Origin of the sequence: Ligilactobacillus araffinosus DSM 20653 (assembly GCF_001435375.1) — a bacterium.
In the GTDB taxonomy this organism is placed as follows: Bacteria; Bacillota; Bacilli; order Lactobacillales; family Lactobacillaceae; genus Ligilactobacillus; species Ligilactobacillus araffinosus.
Map to the genome: position 1 here is coordinate 199623 of NZ_AYYZ01000029.1, position 16892 is coordinate 216514.

Consider the following 16892-nt stretch of genomic DNA (forward strand, 5'->3'; position numbering starts at 1 on the left):
AAGGAAGGGGATTAATATGCTTCAAGAGTTAAGAATTAAAGATTTTGCAATTATTGAAGAAGCAGATATTGATTTCCAAGCTGGAATGACGGTTTTAACCGGGGAAACAGGTGCTGGAAAGTCGATCATCATCGATGCCTTAGGGCTTTTGGCTGGTAGCCGCGGTTCAGTTGACTTTATTCGAAAGGGTGCTTCTAAGGCGGTCCTTCAAGGTCAATTTATATTGCCGGCTTCAGCTCCTGTTTTTCAAATTCTTGATGATTTGGGGATTGATTATGAAGATCAAACGTTAATCCTTCAACGGGATTTATATCAAGCGGGAAGAAACGTTTGCCGCATCAATGGAGTATTGGTCAATTTGACTTCATTGCGTAAAGTTGGTGAGATGTTGATCGATATTCACGGGCAAAATGAACACCAGTCATTGATGCGGCCAGAAACGCATCTCAGTTTATTGGATGAATACGATCATCATTTGCGTGACGAACTGCGGCATTACCAGGATGCATATCACCAATACCGCAAGTTAAAAACGGCATTGGATAAAAGAGAGGCCAATGAGAAAGAATGGGCTCAACGGTTGGATATTTTGCAGTTTCAACTTAATGAAATTGAAAGTGCTCAACTTGTTCCACATGAAGAAGAAAAGCTGATTGAAGAAAAGGATCAGCTTGATAATTACCAAACGATCCATGATGCGCTTGAAAACAGCTATCAGGCATTGATGGGTGAAAACGTGGATGTAATCGGTCAACTTGGAACGACAATGGATGAACTTGAAAAGATTTCAGACCTTTCTAGCGATTTAAATGGTATTTACGAAAAAGTTTCTGATGCATTTTATAATTTGCAAGATGTTTCGCACGAGATCAATAATCAATTGGATTCAATGGAATGGGATGAAAACCGGCTTGACCAAATTGAACAGCGCTTAGATTTAATTCATCAATTGAAACGGAAATACGGCGACTCAGTGCAACAGGTAATTGATTATGGTCAAAAAATCAAACAGGAATTGGCTGAAATGCAGGACAGCGCGGAAAGTTCAGAAGAGCAAGAGAAGGCGGTCAAGACAGCGTATGACGCAGCTTTTAAGTTAGCACAGACGCTTTCAAGTCATCGTCATCAAGCAGCGCATAAGTTGGAAATGGCAATTCATCAGCAATTAAGCGCATTGTATATGGATAAGGCCGTCTTTAAGGTTAAGTTAAGCGGAAATCAAGAATTAACTTCAACTGGATTAGATGATGTTGAATTTTACATTCAAACTAATCCCGGGGAATCGATGGGTCCCCTTGCTAAAATTGCATCTGGCGGGGAGCTTTCACGAATTATGTTGGCATTAAAAACGATCTTTTCACAACAGCAAGGCGTTACAAGTATTATTTTTGATGAAGTTGATACGGGGGTCAGCGGTCGGGTTGCACAGGCAATCGCTGAAAAAATTTCGCAGATTTCACATAATTCGCAGGTATTATGTATTTCGCACTTGCCGCAAGTGGCAGCGATTGCGGATCATCACTACTTTATCTCGAAGAAGGTCATCGATGGCCGGACCGAAACAAGTGTTCAAAAATTAACTGCCCAGACCCGAATTCGGGAAATTGCCCGGATGTTATCCGGTTCAGAAATTACAGAATTGACCTTGAAACATGCTGATGAATTAATCCAAATGGCTGATCAGATTAAAAATAAAGGATGAATTCCATTTTGGAATTCATCCTTTATTTAATATAATCACGATATAAACCAATTACTTTTCCTAAAATCGTTACGTGATCAAGGATAATTGGATCCATGGTGTCATTTTCCGGTTGTAAGCGATAATTGTGCGCTTCACGGAAGAACCGCTTGCACGTTGCTTCGTTTTGATCAGTCATCGCAATTACGATCTCACCGTTATCAGCCGTTGACTGCTTGCGGACAATCACTTTGTCGCCGTTAAAAATTCCAGCGTTGATCATACTTTCACCGCGAATCGTCAGCATAAATAAATCATCAGCGGTGTCAAAGTTAGGTGGAAGCGGGAAATAATCCGTGGTTTCTTCAACTGCTAAGATTGGTTGACCAGCAGTAACCGTTCCAATCATTGGAATGGCATCTGGTTTGGAACTCGAAACTCCTAATGCTTCCATCCCAGTAGGAGTAACTTCAATTGCCCGTGGCTTGGTTGCATCTTTAATAATAAATCCGCGTTTTGCTAACCGCGCAAGATGGCCATGAACTGTTGATGTTGATGAAAGGTCAACGGCTTCACCGATTTCACGGACAGTTGGCGGATAACCTTTTTCTTGGACCGTTTCATAAATAAAACGGAGAACTCTCATTTGGCGTTCTTCAGTCGGCTTACTCATAATAAACTCCTTTATTGATCTTCTTATTGACTTAAATGTTAGCACATATTTTTGCCAAAAACAAACAAAGGTTCGCTATCGTTGAAATTTAAGATTTTCTTTTGTAAAATTAAACTAAATACTTAAGGGAAAGGAGCACTGAGCGATGACGGAGGATAAATCAACGAACGAACAAAATGAACAACGTGGCGGGGCAATTCCTCAAGATTTGATCGATCGAATCAATGAACTTGCTCACAAGAAGAAAGACAAGGGATTGACTGAAGAAGAACAAGCTGAACAAAAACGGTTGCGTGAAACTTACCTTTCACTTTTCCGCGAAAACTTCAGAAGTCATATCGAAATGCTTCAAGTTTATGATAAAGATGGAAAAGAAGTTACTCCTGAAAAGGTAAAACGGATTCAACGCGAACGTGGCTTGCGGGATGATTAATTATAATTTGGAATGAAGGCTTTATTTTTTAGCTTTTTTCGCTTAAAATGATAACTATGTTAGTCGTAAGGAGGAAAGGATCTTGTCAACAGGAATTGTAGTTTTACTTGTAATCATTGGCGTGATTGCTGGATTTGCAATTGGTTTTTTTGCTGCAAAGAAGTATCTTGAAAACTACTTGAAGAAGAATCCACCATTCAACGAACAAATGCTTAAAACCATGATGCTTCAAATGGGTCAAAAGCCATCACAACGGAAGATTAACCAAATGATGACTTCAATGAAGGCCAGCTATGCTAAAGAAAACAGCAAGAAGAAAAAATAATTAGACTGAATTACGAAAAAGACTGTGACGTGATCGCCACAGTCTTTCTTTTATGATTTAATTTTCTTCGTTGCCGGATCAACGTATACAAAATTAGGATCAATTTGGTCGTCAAGCTTATCAAAGGCTTGTTCCATTTGTGAAATGATCTTGCGTTGATTTTCATCATTTAATTTTATTTTCCGGTCAACCACAATTGGATCGCCAATTGCGACGGTAATTTTTTTCCGGGAAAGTAATGTTTTAAAGGTTAATGGGCCTTGATAAACCGCTGGAACGATCGGGACGTTGGCCATTTTAGCAATCAAGGTCACGCCGCCTTTCATTGTTTGTGAATGACGGGTTCCGGATGGAAACATGATCAATGACATGTCTTTATTACGAAGCCATTTAACAGGCGTTTTGATTGCTGATGGTCCTGGATTTTCACGATCAACCGGAAATGCATTGGCATGTGTTAAAATAAATTTTAAAATTGGATTTTTAAAGAGTTCTTTTTTTGCCATAAATGCAAACTGCTTTGGGGCAGCAGCAAGGGCAAATAAAAGTGGGTCAAACCATGTTCGATGCGGCCCGACAAGGATATAATTGCCTTCAGGAAGCTTTTCTTTATTTAAAACGGTTAGTTTACCGTTAAAGATTCGAACAAGAAATGCAACGACCCGGCGCATAAAATTGTAAAACATGGTGTCACTCCTTTCGTTTTTAATCCATTTTAGTATGCAAAAAATTACAGCAACTTTCAAGTAAATTTAATAAATTAGTGAGGAAGGCTATGGAAAAGGTCAAGTTATATGAAAATGAACGGGTAGATTCGCTGTTAGCGGAGAATTTGCAAATTATTCAAAGCGCTGATGTTTTTTCGTTTTCGCTTGATGCGGTTTTACTTGCAGATTTTGTAAAGCCTGTTAACCGTCCAGACCGCAAAGCAGTCGATCTGTGTGCTGGTAATGGAGCTGTTGGATTATTTATTAGTAAGAAATTTGCCGGGCAGATCGATCAGATTGAAATTCAACCCCGATTAGCGGATATGAACCAGCGCAGTTTAGAATTAAATGGACTGACTGATCGAATTAAGGTCTATAATCGCGACTTGAAGAATGTATTTTCATTCCTTGAGAAGGATTCGTATGACGTTGTTACATGTAATCCGCCGTACTTTAAAACATTGCCGCAAAGTAAAAAGAATCCAAACCGGTATCTAGCGCTTGCGCGGCATGAAATTACGGTTACGTTGGAGGATACGGTCGAAGCTACCAGTGGGTTATTAAAAACAGGTGGCAAAGCTTATTATGTTCACCGTCCGGATCGGTTGATCGAAATTTTAGATACGATGCAGGCTCATCGATTAGCGCCGAAACGGATCAAATTGGTTTATCCCAAGCAGAGACGAAATGCTAACATGGTCTTGATTGAAGCAATCAAGGATGGAAAATCAGACGGGTTGAAGTTTTTACCACCGGTGATCACCTACACTGACCAAAATGAATATACCCCAACAATTAAGGAAATTTTATATGGAAAGTAAATATTATATGTATGTCTTGTTGTGCGCGGACGGAACGTTTTATGGCGGATTTACCAATGACGTTGCGAAACGAGTTGCCACGCATAATGCAGGAAAGGGTGCCAAATACACTAAGACGCGGCGCCCAGTTAAATTGCTTTATCATGAAGAATTTGAAACGAAATCAGCCGCTTTAAAAGCTGAATATTCGTTCAAACATCAATCGCGCAAAAAGAAGGAGCAGTTCTTGCTTAATCATGGTGTTTCGCGGTCATCGTGGATATAATAAAAACGTAAACAGAAAGAAGGCTTTTGAAATGAAGTTAATTGCATTTGGCGTTCGAAAAGATGAAGAACCGTATTTTAAAAATTGGGAACAGCAAAACGATGTGAAAATCAAGCTTGTTCCGGATCTGCTTTCAGAAGAGAATATTGATTTAATTAAAGGATATGATGGAATCATCGGTTTGCAAACGACCCCGTATAAACGTGAGTATTTTGAAAAAATGAAGGATGCGGGAATTAAGATTCTTTCAATTCGGAATATTGGAATTGATAATATTGACTTGGATGCTGCCAAAGATAATCAAATTCCGATTACAAATGTTCCAGCATATTCGCCGAGTGCAATTGCTGAATTCACGATTACACAGATCATGCAGCTTATTCGGCATACGAAGATCTTTAATGAAAAGATGAGCCATCAAGATTATCGGTGGGAACCGAATATTAGTCGTCAAATCAACCAAATGACGGTTGGCGTTGCCGGAACTGGACGAATCGGCCGGGCAGTGATCAATTTACTTAATGGCTTGGGAACAAAAATTATTGCATTTGACCCTTATCACAACCCCGAACTGGAAAAACGTGGGATGTACGTTGATTCAATGGAAGCAATGTATCGTAAGGCGGATGTGATCACCCTCCACATGCCGGCAACGAAGGATAACTACCACCTGTTGGATGCTGCCGCATTTAGCCAAATGAAAGATGGGGTAATGATCATTAATACTGCTCGCGGAACGTTGATCGACTCAGAAGCCTTGATCAAAGCGTTAGACAGCGGCAAAGTTGGTGGAGCAGCGTTGGATACTTATGAACATGAATTACCGATTTTTGACCATGATTTAACGGGGCAAAAGATCGATGATCCGATTTTTAACAACTTAAATGAACGGAATAACGTTTTGATTACTCCTCACATAGCTTTTTACACCACTGAAGCGGTTAAGAACATGGTTGAAGTTGCATTGAACTGTGCCACGACCTATTTAAATGATGGCAAAATGACGAATCCAGTTGTTGAAATTGATTAATTTGTTATTGCAATTTTAAAAAGATTTAAGTATAATTAGAAAAGTGTTTCATACACTAATTCACACCTTATGCGATGGAACGGGAAGTGCTTGAACATTCAAGTTCCGGTTCAATTGAACATAGGGGAGGATAAAAAACTATTTTGGAGGTATTGTAATGTCAGTAATTACAATGAAACAATTACTTGAAGCTGGTGTACATTTTGGACACCAAACACGTCGTTGGAACCCTAAGATGAAGAAATACATCTTCACAGAACGGAATGGAATTTACATCATCGACTTACAAAAGACCGTTAAGTTGATCGACCAAGCATACGACTTCATGAAGAATATTGCTGCTGATGATGGCGTTGTATTGTTTGTTGGTACAAAGAAACAAGCTCAAGACGCAATCGAAGAAGAAGCAAAGCGTGCAGGTCAATACTATGTAAATCACCGTTGGTTAGGTGGTACTTTGACTAACTGGAACACAATCCAAACACGGATCAAGCGCTTAAAGGACATCAAGAAGATGGAAGAAGACGGTACATTCGAACGTCTTCCAAAGAAAGAAGTTGCTTTGTTAGTTAAGGAACGCGATCGTCTTCAAAAATTCCTTGGTGGAATCGAAGACATGCCACGGATTCCAGACGCAATCTTCATCGTTGACCCTCGTAAGGAACGGATTGCTGTTAAGGAAGCTCAAAAGTTGAACATTCCGATCGTTGCAATGGTTGATACAAACGCTGATCCAGACGAAATCGACGTTAAGATTCCATCAAACGATGATGCTATTCGTGCCGTTCGTTTGATTACTTCAAAGATGGCTGACGCAATCATTGAAGGTCGTCAAGGCGAAGACGAAGCAGACGTTACAGAAGATACATTCAAGAAAGACGACAAGCAAGTCGACTCAATCGAAGACATTGTTGAAGCCGTTGAAGGCGACAATGATTCAGATGCTGAATAGTTTATAATAATTGGCTGTCTCAGATAGTGGGCGTCGAGCCTTTTATTTGATGACAGCTTTTTTAATAAAAAGATTTAAACACTTTGAGGAGGATGGCTCATGGCAAAAATTGCTGCAAAACAAGTTAAAGAATTACGTGATAAAACAGGTGTCGGCATGATGGCTGCTAAGAAGGCTTTAGTTGCAACTGATGGCGACATGGACAAGGCAATCGATTACTTACGTGAAAAAGGGATTGCAAAGGCTGCTAAGAAAAGCGATCGCGTTGCCGCTGAAGGTTTAGCTAACGTTGTGATCAGCGGAAACACAGCAGTGATCGTTGAAGTCAACGCCGAAACAGACTTCGTTGCTCAAAACGATCGTTTTCAAGCATTAGTAAAGCGGACAGGCGAACTTCTTGCCGAAAACAAACCTGCAAATGTTAAGGCTGCTTTGGAAATCAAGACAGACCGGGGAACATTAAACGATGAATACATCGATGCAACCCAAGTTATCGGCGAAAAGATCACTTTACGTCGTTTCCAAATCGTTGAAAAAGCTGATGGCGATAACTTTGGTTCATACTTACACGATGGTGGCCGGATCGCTGTATTAGTTGTCTTAGAAGGTGCTGATGAAGCAACTGCTAAGGACGTTGCAATGCACGTTGCAGCTATCAATCCGAAGTATGTCAACCGTGATCAAGTTCCTGCAGACGAAGTTGCTCACGAAAAAGAAGTCTTAACTGAAGAAGCTAAGAATGAAGGCAAGCCTGAAAAGATCATCGAAAAGATGGTTGAAGGCCGTTTGAACAAGTTCTTCTCAGAAATTTCATTGGAAGACCAAGACTTTGTTAAGGATTCAGACCAAACTGTTGGTAAGTTTGTTGCTTCAAAAGGTGGCAAGATCAAAGCATTCTACCGTTATGAAGTCGGCGAAGGAATCGAAAAACAAGAAGATAACTTTGTAGATGAAGTTATGTCACAAATTAAATAATTGATTTAATTTACAAGTCCTATCCCTTATTAAAGGGATAGGACTTTTTTTTAATTGAAGTTAATCATTACACTACTTATTAACGGCCATTATAACGATACAAATCGAAATTGAACCGATAACTTTTTTTATGTTTTGGCATGAATCAAATTTCCCCCGATTTCCAACTTTTAACGTCACGAGATTTGAACGATAAAATAAATTAGATTGTTTTATATGACATTAAACAAATTTTAATGATTATATTGATTAAATAGTCTCATTAAAAAACATTAATTATAAATTAACGAAACAATTTGATAAAACATCGAATGATATTTAGTTAAAATCTAAAAATAACTTAATTGATTTAATAATTTACTTTGGCCTTTTTTTAATAAAGAAAAGTTCTGCAGTAACATTTTTTATTTTACACTTACCTTTAGGGCTGGAATTTCCAGCTTCTTTTTTTGTACTTAAAAGAGGTTGCGACTCATGTCACAACCTCTGATTTTTAAATCAAGTATGTTTCCTGCGCACCGATAATTTGTATAATTTCCGTTAAGTCATTTTGCGGAAGGGTATGTTTAAATTGATCAGCATATTCGTTTAAGCGTTGGTTAAGCGGAATGATTGATTTGGATTGAAGAATAGCACCTGAGTCTTGCTGTTTGGCAGCAACAAGATGATGTGCCTTTCCAAAAAATTCTTTCAAATCATCCGTTAATTGATCTGATTGATACAGCCAATCTTCATCGGGATAGTAATAATGCAGAAGTTTGGCATATGCCGGCAACCAGACGATTGGGCTATTATTTTCAGTAGCAAGCTGGTTAATTGTCAATAACCGTGTGGGATTAAACGGCATTAACTGACTTTGAAGCCATTTACTATCATGTTTTTTGATTTCTTCAGTTGATTGGTCTTTAAATTCTTTTTCAGAATAGCTAACTTGGTTGCTTTCCGGATCAACGTTGGTGTTGAACATGATTAATTGATTTAACTTGCTGTCGCGTAAATGCTTTTTCCATTTTTTAATTCGGTTGCGATGCTGTCCTTGAGTAATAAAGTTTGGAACATAGCCCATCTTTTCGCCAGTGTTCATATCTTCAATCAAAATTGCAAACGAACCGGTTAACCCGTCATCGTTGTCAAAAGGAGTGATGCGAAATTCAAGTCCCAGGACAGACGGATAATTGGTTGGTAAAATGCGAAACTTTGGCATTACCTCAGGACGCTTTAGCAGATCATTGCGCCATAGTTTTTGTAGTAACCGCATTAAGTCATAACTAACGTTGATTCTGCGATAGGGCGAAGAGTTGCTTTCAATAATATTTAAAGTATCCGCTGAAAGATGGGTAATCACAACATCTTTAAACGCACTTGCATTTTCCACGTCACCATCAATAATAACTTTTTTAATTGAAGACTTGATGATGATACCGCGGTTATTGCTGATTTGAGTAATTTTCATTTGAAGTTTTACTCTCCTTTTTTAAAGATTCATGTCGGTCTTAAAGTTTAACGTTGACATATCAGTTGCTGCAGTAATAAGCTTGCTTGTTAAAGCTTGCATGCGATCAATTCCGACTTGTTGGAAGCGAATGCTTTGCTTTGTGAGATAGTCAATTTGCTCATCACCTGATAATTCAGTCGCATGTCGGTCGGTTTCTTCAACTAAATGAGTAAATTGGGCATATAAATCGTCCTGGGTGTCAGCAAGCATTTTACCAAATTCAAGGTAGTGCGGATCAACGAGGACACTTACAAGTTTGTAAATCCAGTAAGCTGAATCTGGTGAGTAATCTTTAGTTCCTTTTTTATATGCCGGATGAACATCCGTTGCACTTGCATAAAACGGAACAAATGAACTTTGTGCAGTTACCCCGAGTGCAAGCCAGTGAATTCCTTTGAGCGTTTCGGGAACGTTTGACCGAATCTGAAGAATATGTGATTCTTGAGTTTTTGCTAAGCTGATTGGTCTGAATTTCTTCTTCAATTCTTCTGGGCCATTTCCAATCGGATCGTATTCGGTTCCCTTAAAGTGTGAAGCAAGAACGGCTTCAATATCATCACGGTGAAGTAACCGGTTAGCTTTGCGGATAAATGGCAGGTTTTCATCCATTGGTTCTTGATAGATTTCAGGATTTAATAACCGTTGACCATCCCAAACCCGTGGCGTGTTATAAATTTCATCTGAAAGTGAATGCGTTCCAAAAATGTTGCGGAAGTTGAAGCCGGTTCTAGCCGAGTTTAAATGATGTTTCCGAACGAAATCTCGAATTCCAGGTGCAGTAATGAAATTATCATGGTCACTGAAATTAACTTCTTGAATTGCAAGCTGATTAGCAACAACTGCATATGAGTCGGCCGGAATTTGTTGGGCAACCCAATAGTGACCTGATCCGATTTCAAAATACCAAACTTCATTTTCATCTGAGAAAAGGACTCCATTTGCTTCGGCAGCACCATGTTCAGAAACGATTTGACCGAGCCGTTCAACTCCTTCGCGAGCTGTTTTGACAAATGGCAGAACAACGTTGATCATTGCTTCTTCGGCAATTCCGCTTTTGAGGAGCGGATCGTAACCAAGAACCCGGCGGTTAGCGTATGCACTTTCGGTCGCGCTCATTGCGACGTTAAATTCGTTGATTCCATCTTCTTCAAAGGTTCCATATTCGTTAGTCCATTCAGGCGTAGCGGTGTATTTAAAACTGGTTGATGGAAGGTCGATTTCAAAATCATTATCTTTGTCAGGGGATGAATAGTGATTATTTTCAATGTCTTCTTGGTGAGGGTGAACAGTCATGTGTTTTGGCCATGCACTACGACAGTCTTCATTTCGCCCAATCATGGTTGAGCCATCCGCCGTTGCCTTTTTCCCAACTAAGATACTTGTACATGCAGAAAGAGTTTGGCGATTACTAAACATCTTAAGGCCTCATTTCAGTTAAAATTCTTACTTTAATTATATCAAGCTTTGAATTAAATTTAAAATTAGCGTTTATAAAGGAGAACAGATCTAGGTTAAATTGACTTTTGTTAGTTAGTTCGATACGATGAATTAATAAAAAGCGAAAGGTGAGGTTGACATGCCATTAGTTCACGTTGAATTAATCGAAGGGCGTTCACAAGAACAACTTAAGCAACTCGTAGCTGACATTACTGATGCCGTTACTAAGAATACTGGGGCACCGGCAGAACATGTTCATGTTATTTTGGATGAAATGCGCAAAGACCGTTATGCGGTTGCGGGTGTTTTGAAGAGTGACGAAAAATAATGTTATTATATCAACGATTGAAAGACTTGTGTTCTTTTAATCGTTTTTATTTTATAAGTAAATAATGTTTATTTAAGCAATCGTTCTTTTAGGCGGTTGTTTTTTTGTTAAGCACAGGCTAAGAGGGAGGCGTCAAATGACAAGTGATGCTCAGAAACGAACTGTTTGTGAGTGGGATGAACATCATCAGGAACGACGCAAGTATCTTAATCGGCGTTCAAGGACAAAATTTAACATCATTTGTCACTGTACAATATCAGAATAGCCACGCTGTCGGTAAGTCAATTAATGGGCTGAAGAATTCTTCGAAAGTTAGTTTGAATCAATTCAATAGTATTCTAGAAAATCTTTCTGAGGAAGACATAGTTAAGGTTGGGGGTAACCTAGAAGGTAAATCATATCCAAAACACCACATTAACATATAAAGGAAACGGCTAATACTTCCAAGCTGACTTAATGTAAATTAATATCCAATTTCGTACTATAATGAAAAATAAAAAATGGATGACTGCAATCTCAGTCATCCATTTTTATTAAGCTAAGTTCAAATAATCCTCAAGGTAGTATGCCATGCCGTCATGCGCGTTATCAAGCGGCGTAATGTCATTTGCAAGGCTGCGGATTTTGTCTGTCCCATTTTTCATGGCAACGCCCCAGCCGGCATATGTCAGCATTTCTGCATCGTTGTGTTCGTCACCGAATGCGATGACGTTTTGCCGGTCGATGTTAAAGTAGTTAGCTAAGTAACGCACTCCGTAAGTCTTGTTGATTCCGCGCGGTGATAATTCAAGAATCGGGTTTGGCCCGCCCCAAACGCCAACCGTGATTCGATCGCCAAAACTGGATTCAAGTTGGTGAACGATGTTGTCCTTTTTATCTGGATCAACTAGTAACATCATTGATGTCGGGTCGCGTTGCAAATTCATTTGATTTAAAACTTCGGTTGATTTTAATGCGGTTGGGAAGTAACCGTCAAGGACGTTGTTCGGAACGTCTGCAAGTGCAAGGTTCTTTCCTTCAGCGGCAATGATTTTAATGCCGAGTTTTTCTTTTTCATGTAAAATATCAAATGTAATTTTCCGGTTAAAGGTCAATTCGTATTCTTTGTCCCAGTGTTGATGCGGAATATGACCCAGTGAACCGTTGAAATTGATCATTGGGGTTTTCAGTCCTAATTCATCATAATAATTAACGGAGTTGCGGTTGGGCCGGCCGGTAACTAACGCAACGATATGCCCAGCCTCTTGAGCTTTTTGAAGAACTTCCTTTGTTTTCGAACTTAATTGCGATTTGCCGTTTAAGGTCGTTCCGTCAAGGTCTAAGGCAATTAATTTTTGATCCATAAAAAAATCTCCCTCCTTAAAGTAATTAAAAGTCGAATTAACTTAAAACTACCACAAAGTCAATATAATTACTAGGTTTTCATTATGATTTAGCGTTATAATTTTACTTATACGGCCAATATGGAAGGAGCATGATTATGATTTCGATTATTCATAAAAAGTGTCAGGGATTGCCTTATTTAGAGTTAATTGAAGAAAATAAAAAAGACCAATCACTCCCGTTGATTGTTTTTTATCATGGATGGACAGGAAGAAAAGAAAATAACCTTACCCAAGGCTATGAAATTGCGAAGAAGGGATTTCGGGTCGTAATGCCAGATGCATTATTCCACGGTGAGCGAGCAGAGGATCCAGCTGAAAATCACCAGTTGCAATTTTGGCAAATTATTGAAAAGTCAATTGAAGAATTTCCAAAATTTGTAAAGTTATACGCTGATCAAGGATTAATCGACGGCGATAACGTTGCTGTTGGTGGCCTTTCAATGGGGGGAATTACCGTTTGTGCATTATTTACGGTTTATCCGTGGATCAAGAATGCTGTTTGTCTCGAAGGAACTCCGAATCCGGTTGCGTTTGCGAAGATTTTGGTTGACAATTTACCGGGAATTGAAGACGTGCCACAAGAATACATTCACGAACAGTTAGCCGGATTAAATCAAATTGACATGTCATTGAATCGCGAAAAGATTGCGGGCCGGCCATTGCACTTTTGGCACGGAACGGCTGATGATATGGTGCCATACAATTTAACGAAGAAATTCTTTGATGAAATTCAAGGAAAAGACTTTGCGAAAAATGTTACAATGACTACGACCCCTGGAGCAGGGCATAAAGTATCATATGAAACGACCGTTGAAATGGCCGATAAATTTGCTGAATATTTTGCAAAGTAAAATTTAATTTGAATAAGTTAGGAATGACATTTAGTGGCAAAAAAGAATTTTTTAACAATTTTGTACACCGCATTGCTCTCATTTCTTTGCGTGTTTATTTTCTCAAAGATCAATCAGCGGGATTTGATTTTGCAATTGGATAACCATAATTTAACGGCGGAAGCGTACCAGATCAACCTGCGGCAAAATGAAAAGCTAAGTAAGTTTACTAAGGAACTGGATGATAGTTCAGCAATCGATAATGTTCAAGTTCACTTTCAATCAAAGAAAGATAAGAACATTACGTATTTTTATGGAAAGGGAAATTTTCCGGTTCCGCCAATGGTTTCAGGTGAATTCTTCTCCAAAAATGATTTTGACTCAATTGTCAACGTTGCGGTTGTTGGACAAAATCTAAAGAAGAAACTTTATAAACCAAAGGACCAAGCTTACTTGCATTATGGGAATCATTATATTCCGGTATTAGGAATCATGGGTGAAAATCGAGCCCATTCAAAACTTGATAATCAAATTTTCATTGCCGGCGGACGCGACATTATGGATAATTTGAACTCCGACGATTTCATTATTAAAATCGATGGGCGTAAGTCATTTTCAACGAGTTTATTGAAAACAACCTTTAACGCTGCCAGTGTAAAGCGGATCGTTCATCAAAATACACTTGCTCAAAGCGGTTCATGGATTTCAAATCACTTTGCACACCTGATAGGCTTGATTGCGATTGTAATCGGAACGCTTGGTGGGGCATTCCTATGGTCAATTGCAACCCGGAAGGATTTTCAAGCCGAATTATTTGCTTCAAATGATAAACGGCGTGTTATCTTCCAAAAATGGCGTTCATTTACTATTTATAATGGGGTTGGAATGATCGTTGGAACGTTAATTGGAACGGTTGTCTTTACGTTGAGCACCTATGCTCAGTTGATTCCGTTTATTGTAATCTTGTACATTGTAGCAATTCTGTTGTTCTACTTTGTAATCAAACGTGATGTTAAGAAATTGAAGATCAACCTTTAATTTTTAGAAAGGAGCAGGGACGAAATTATCCGTCCCTATTTTTATGTTAAAGTTACCGCAAGATTTTATTGAAAAATATCAAACATTACTTGGCGATGAAGCCGAAGCATTTTTCAAAAGCCTCGATGAGGATGTTCAAAAGGGCTTTCGTGTTAATTCACTAAAACCGCATGCTGATCATCTTCAAATCGATACTTCACATCCTATCCCATTTATTAAGGATGGGTATTATGGCACGATCAGTGGTCGTTCGTTGGCGCATCAGGCAGGCTATGTCTACAGTCAGGATATTAGTGCAATGTATGTCGGTCAGGTTGTGGATGCTCAACCTGGTGAGACGGTGTTAGATTTGTGTGCGGCTCCTGGTGGAAAATCAACGCACATTGCTCAACAATTAAATAATCAAGGGTTGTTGGTAAGTAATGAAATTAATTATAAGCGTGCTTCGATTTTGGTGGAAAACCTTGAACGTTTTGGAGCGAAAAATGTAATTGTTTTAAATGAAGACCCAACGCACATTGCTCAAAATTTAAAACAGCAATTTGATAAAGTTGTGGTGGATGCTCCATGTTCCGGGGAAGGAATGTTCCGAAAAGATCATAACGCAATCAAATACTGGCACCGGAATTATCCGGCAGAATGTGCTGTGCGGCAACGCAAGATTTTAACCGATGCACTTCAAACCCTTAAGCCGGATGGCGAGCTGATTTATTCGACCTGTACATTTTCACCGGAAGAAGATGAGCAAATCGTAAGTTGGTTGTTAACAACTTATCCGGAACTTGAACTGGTTGAGATTCCAAAGTTTGAAGGAATGGATGCCGGACGGCCGGACTTTGCAGATGGAAACCCGGAACTTATGAAAACGGTTCGATTGATGCCGCACCACTTTAAGGGTGAAGGGCAGTTTGTTGCAAAATTACATTTAAATGGCGAACCGAAAAAGGTTAAAAACAAAAAGAAAAAGAAGAAGCAAAATCAATCACAATTAACATCTGATCAATTTGAATTTTGGCAGCAAACGATTAACCACATTACGGATGAATGGGCAGATGTTAAGCGTTCAAATTTCAAGGTGTTTAATAACCATCTGTATTATTTTGATCGTAATTGGCCTGATATTTTTGCAATGAAGTATATGCGTCCGGGATTGTATCTTGGCGAATTCAAAAAGAAACGGTTTGAACCGAGTTATAATTTAGCGTTAACTTTAAACCCGGATGAAGGAATGGCAAAAGTTGAACTTTCAATGGATCAGTGGAGAAAATACATGCATGGTGAAACCGTGACCCTTTCAAATCCTTGTTCAAACGGATGGACGCTTTTAACTTGTGAAGGGATTGGCTTTGCCTTTGGAAAAGTTGTGGGGTCAACGGTTAAAAATTTTATTCCAAAAGGATTACGGTTTTTGAATTAGCAATCAGAAGGATGATCCTAATAATAAGAAAACAAAAACAGATTGAGACTTGACTCTCAACCTGTTTTTTTACTTATTTAGTTGTTTTTGATCATTGATTAGCGCAAGACTCAACAGATAATGAACCTGATGCAATTCTGAGATCGTGCGACAACCGAGCATGACCATCAAGTCTTTAATTTGACTTTGTAAAGTGGTAATTTGTTCAATTAATTCTTCAGGACCGTTTTTGATCAAGGTATGAAGGAACATTCCGGAAATGCCGACTGAGTCTGCTCCAAGAACGAGACTTTTTACGATTTCAAGGGCATTTCGAATTCCGCCGGATGCAGTAATCGAAATTTGATTGCGAAGGGACTGAGTTCCAAGGAGACATTCAGCCAGACTTAGACCGATGTCATTCAAGAATGAATAGTCTGCATCATGACGACGTTCATTTTCAATTGCGACAAAGTTCGTTCCACCTTTTCCAGCGAGATCAACGTTTTGAATTCCCATTTCAGCAAGTATTTTGACGGTTTCTGGAGTTAGTCCTTGGCCAACCCCCTTGACCATTAATGGTTTTTCAAGATGATCGCTGATATTTTGAAGCTGGTCTTTCCAGTAAAAGATTCGGTCGCCTTCAGGCATTACTAATTCTTGAGCAACGTTAAGGTGGATTTGCAATCCATCTGCTTGGGTCAATTCAAGGGCTTTTCTTGCCGTTGCAAGGTCATTTCCAGCTCCAAGATTTGTAAAAAGTAGCGTATCCGGGGTCAATTGACGCAACTGCTTGAAGCCGTCAGCGTTTGCCGGATCTTTTAAAGCAACGCTAACCGAACCGGTCGCAAAGGGAATGTGGCATTGGTTAGCTACTTGTGCAAGCTGAAAATTAAGTTTGTCAGTTTGCAGACTGCCACCGGTAATTGCATTAATAAAAAAGGGACTATCGACTTGATATCCCATGATGGTTGTTGCTAATGAAATTTCATTTTTAGAAATCTCAGGAATATTTTTAAATAATAGCCGAACTTCATCTAAACGATTTCGACTTTTCAGCTGATAAAGTTTTTCAGCAATAAAAACATGTTCGTCTTTGCGATGTGCTTGAATATCCATTA

At 39.1% G+C, this 16892-nt stretch carries 19 protein-coding genes; 13 read left to right on the forward strand and 6 right to left on the reverse strand.

Annotated features, from left to right (window positions below):
- Positions 1 to 16: 16 nt before the first annotated feature.
- Complete coding sequence (gene recN / locus FC64_RS05495; RefSeq protein ID WP_057906913.1) at positions 17 to 1702, forward strand: DNA repair protein RecN; 1686 nt, start codon at positions 17 to 19, stop codon at positions 1700 to 1702.
- A gap of 22 nt (positions 1703 to 1724) precedes the next feature.
- Here the strand turns inward: recN and lexA are convergent, their stop codons facing one another.
- A complete protein-coding gene (gene lexA, locus FC64_RS05500) occupies positions 1725 to 2354 on the reverse strand; it encodes a transcriptional repressor LexA (protein WP_057906914.1) in 630 nt (209 codons plus the stop codon).
- Between the two features lie 145 nt (positions 2355 to 2499).
- Between lexA and FC64_RS05505 the strand changes: the two genes are divergently transcribed.
- Positions 2500 to 2787, forward strand: a complete 288-nt coding sequence (locus FC64_RS05505; RefSeq protein ID WP_057906915.1) for a DUF896 domain-containing protein — start codon at positions 2500 to 2502, stop codon at positions 2785 to 2787.
- Between the two features lie 82 nt (positions 2788 to 2869).
- Positions 2870 to 3112, forward strand: coding sequence for a YneF family protein (locus tag FC64_RS05510; RefSeq protein WP_057827788.1), 243 nt, complete (start codon positions 2870 to 2872; stop codon positions 3110 to 3112).
- 50 nt (positions 3113 to 3162) lie between these two features.
- On the opposite strand, the gene FC64_RS05515 is transcribed toward FC64_RS05510, so the two are convergent.
- The gene (locus FC64_RS05515) at positions 3163 to 3798 is read right to left on the reverse strand and encodes a lysophospholipid acyltransferase family protein (RefSeq protein WP_057906916.1); all 636 of its coding nucleotides are present in this window, start codon (positions 3796 to 3798) and stop codon (positions 3163 to 3165) included.
- Between the two features lie 89 nt (positions 3799 to 3887).
- On the opposite strand from FC64_RS05515, the gene FC64_RS05520 reads away from it, so the two are divergent.
- From FC64_RS05520 to tsf, 5 genes are all read left to right on the forward strand, one after another.
- Complete coding sequence (locus tag FC64_RS05520; RefSeq protein WP_057906917.1) at positions 3888 to 4640, forward strand: tRNA1(Val) (adenine(37)-N6)-methyltransferase; 753 nt, start codon at positions 3888 to 3890, stop codon at positions 4638 to 4640.
- Positions 4630 to 4905 (forward strand): GIY-YIG nuclease family protein, encoded by a 276-nt coding sequence (locus FC64_RS05525; protein WP_057906918.1) that lies wholly within the window; start codon positions 4630 to 4632, stop codon positions 4903 to 4905. The genes FC64_RS05520 and FC64_RS05525 overlap by 11 nt, the downstream gene beginning before the upstream one ends.
- Positions 4906 to 4936: 31 nt before the next feature.
- Positions 4937 to 5935 (forward strand): D-2-hydroxyacid dehydrogenase, encoded by a 999-nt coding sequence (locus FC64_RS05530; protein ID WP_057906919.1) that lies wholly within the window; start codon positions 4937 to 4939, stop codon positions 5933 to 5935.
- Between the two features lie 157 nt (positions 5936 to 6092).
- A complete protein-coding gene (rpsB, locus tag FC64_RS05535; protein ID WP_057906920.1) occupies positions 6093 to 6887 on the forward strand; it encodes a 30S ribosomal protein S2 in 795 nt (264 codons plus the stop codon).
- Between the two features lie 99 nt (positions 6888 to 6986).
- Positions 6987 to 7862 (forward strand): translation elongation factor Ts, encoded by an 876-nt coding sequence (gene tsf, locus FC64_RS05540; protein ID WP_057906921.1) that lies wholly within the window; start codon positions 6987 to 6989, stop codon positions 7860 to 7862.
- A 493-nt stretch (positions 7863 to 8355) separates the two neighbouring features.
- Here the strand turns inward: tsf and FC64_RS05545 are convergent, their stop codons facing one another.
- Together FC64_RS05545 and FC64_RS05550 are read right to left on the reverse strand one after the other, a co-directional pair.
- Complete coding sequence (locus FC64_RS05545; RefSeq protein ID WP_057906922.1) at positions 8356 to 9315, reverse strand: hypothetical protein; 960 nt, start codon at positions 9313 to 9315, stop codon at positions 8356 to 8358.
- 21 nt (positions 9316 to 9336) lie between these two features.
- Positions 9337 to 10773, reverse strand: a complete 1437-nt coding sequence (locus FC64_RS05550; protein ID WP_057906923.1) for a C69 family dipeptidase — start codon at positions 10771 to 10773, stop codon at positions 9337 to 9339.
- A gap of 160 nt (positions 10774 to 10933) precedes the next feature.
- Here FC64_RS05550 and FC64_RS05555 point away from each other — a divergent pair, with 160 nt between their 5' ends.
- Complete coding sequence (locus FC64_RS05555; RefSeq protein ID WP_057827304.1) at positions 10934 to 11122, forward strand: 2-hydroxymuconate tautomerase; 189 nt, start codon at positions 10934 to 10936, stop codon at positions 11120 to 11122.
- Between the two features lie 136 nt (positions 11123 to 11258).
- Positions 11259 to 11387, forward strand: coding sequence for a hypothetical protein (locus FC64_RS07510; protein WP_268888287.1), 129 nt, complete (start codon positions 11259 to 11261; stop codon positions 11385 to 11387).
- Between the two features lie 268 nt (positions 11388 to 11655).
- On the opposite strand, the gene FC64_RS05565 is transcribed toward FC64_RS07510, so the two are convergent.
- Entirely contained in the window at positions 11656 to 12465 is an 810-nt protein-coding gene (locus tag FC64_RS05565) for a Cof-type HAD-IIB family hydrolase (RefSeq protein ID WP_057906925.1), read from the reverse strand.
- Positions 12466 to 12602: 137 nt separating this feature from the next.
- Here FC64_RS05565 and FC64_RS05570 point away from each other — a divergent pair, with 137 nt between their 5' ends.
- From FC64_RS05570 to FC64_RS05580, 3 genes are read left to right on the forward strand one after another with little or no spacing between them, the layout of a single operon-like run.
- Positions 12603 to 13358 carry an alpha/beta fold hydrolase gene (locus FC64_RS05570; protein ID WP_057906926.1) on the forward strand — a complete coding sequence of 252 codons (756 nt, stop codon included), beginning with the start codon at positions 12603 to 12605 and terminating at the stop codon, positions 13356 to 13358.
- 33 nt (positions 13359 to 13391) lie between these two features.
- On the forward strand, positions 13392 to 14375 hold the full coding sequence (locus FC64_RS05575; protein WP_057906927.1) for a hypothetical protein: 984 nt from the start codon (positions 13392 to 13394) through the stop codon (positions 14373 to 14375).
- A gap of 43 nt (positions 14376 to 14418) precedes the next feature.
- The gene (locus FC64_RS05580) at positions 14419 to 15792 is read left to right on the forward strand and encodes an RsmB/NOP family class I SAM-dependent RNA methyltransferase (RefSeq protein WP_057906928.1); all 1374 of its coding nucleotides are present in this window, start codon (positions 14419 to 14421) and stop codon (positions 15790 to 15792) included.
- 69 nt (positions 15793 to 15861) lie between these two features.
- On the opposite strand, the gene fni is transcribed toward FC64_RS05580, so the two are convergent.
- Positions 15862 to 16890 carry a type 2 isopentenyl-diphosphate Delta-isomerase gene (fni, locus tag FC64_RS05585; RefSeq protein ID WP_057906929.1) on the reverse strand — a complete coding sequence of 343 codons (1029 nt, stop codon included), beginning with the start codon at positions 16888 to 16890 and terminating at the stop codon, positions 15862 to 15864.
- Between the last annotated feature and the right edge of the window lie 2 nt (positions 16891 to 16892).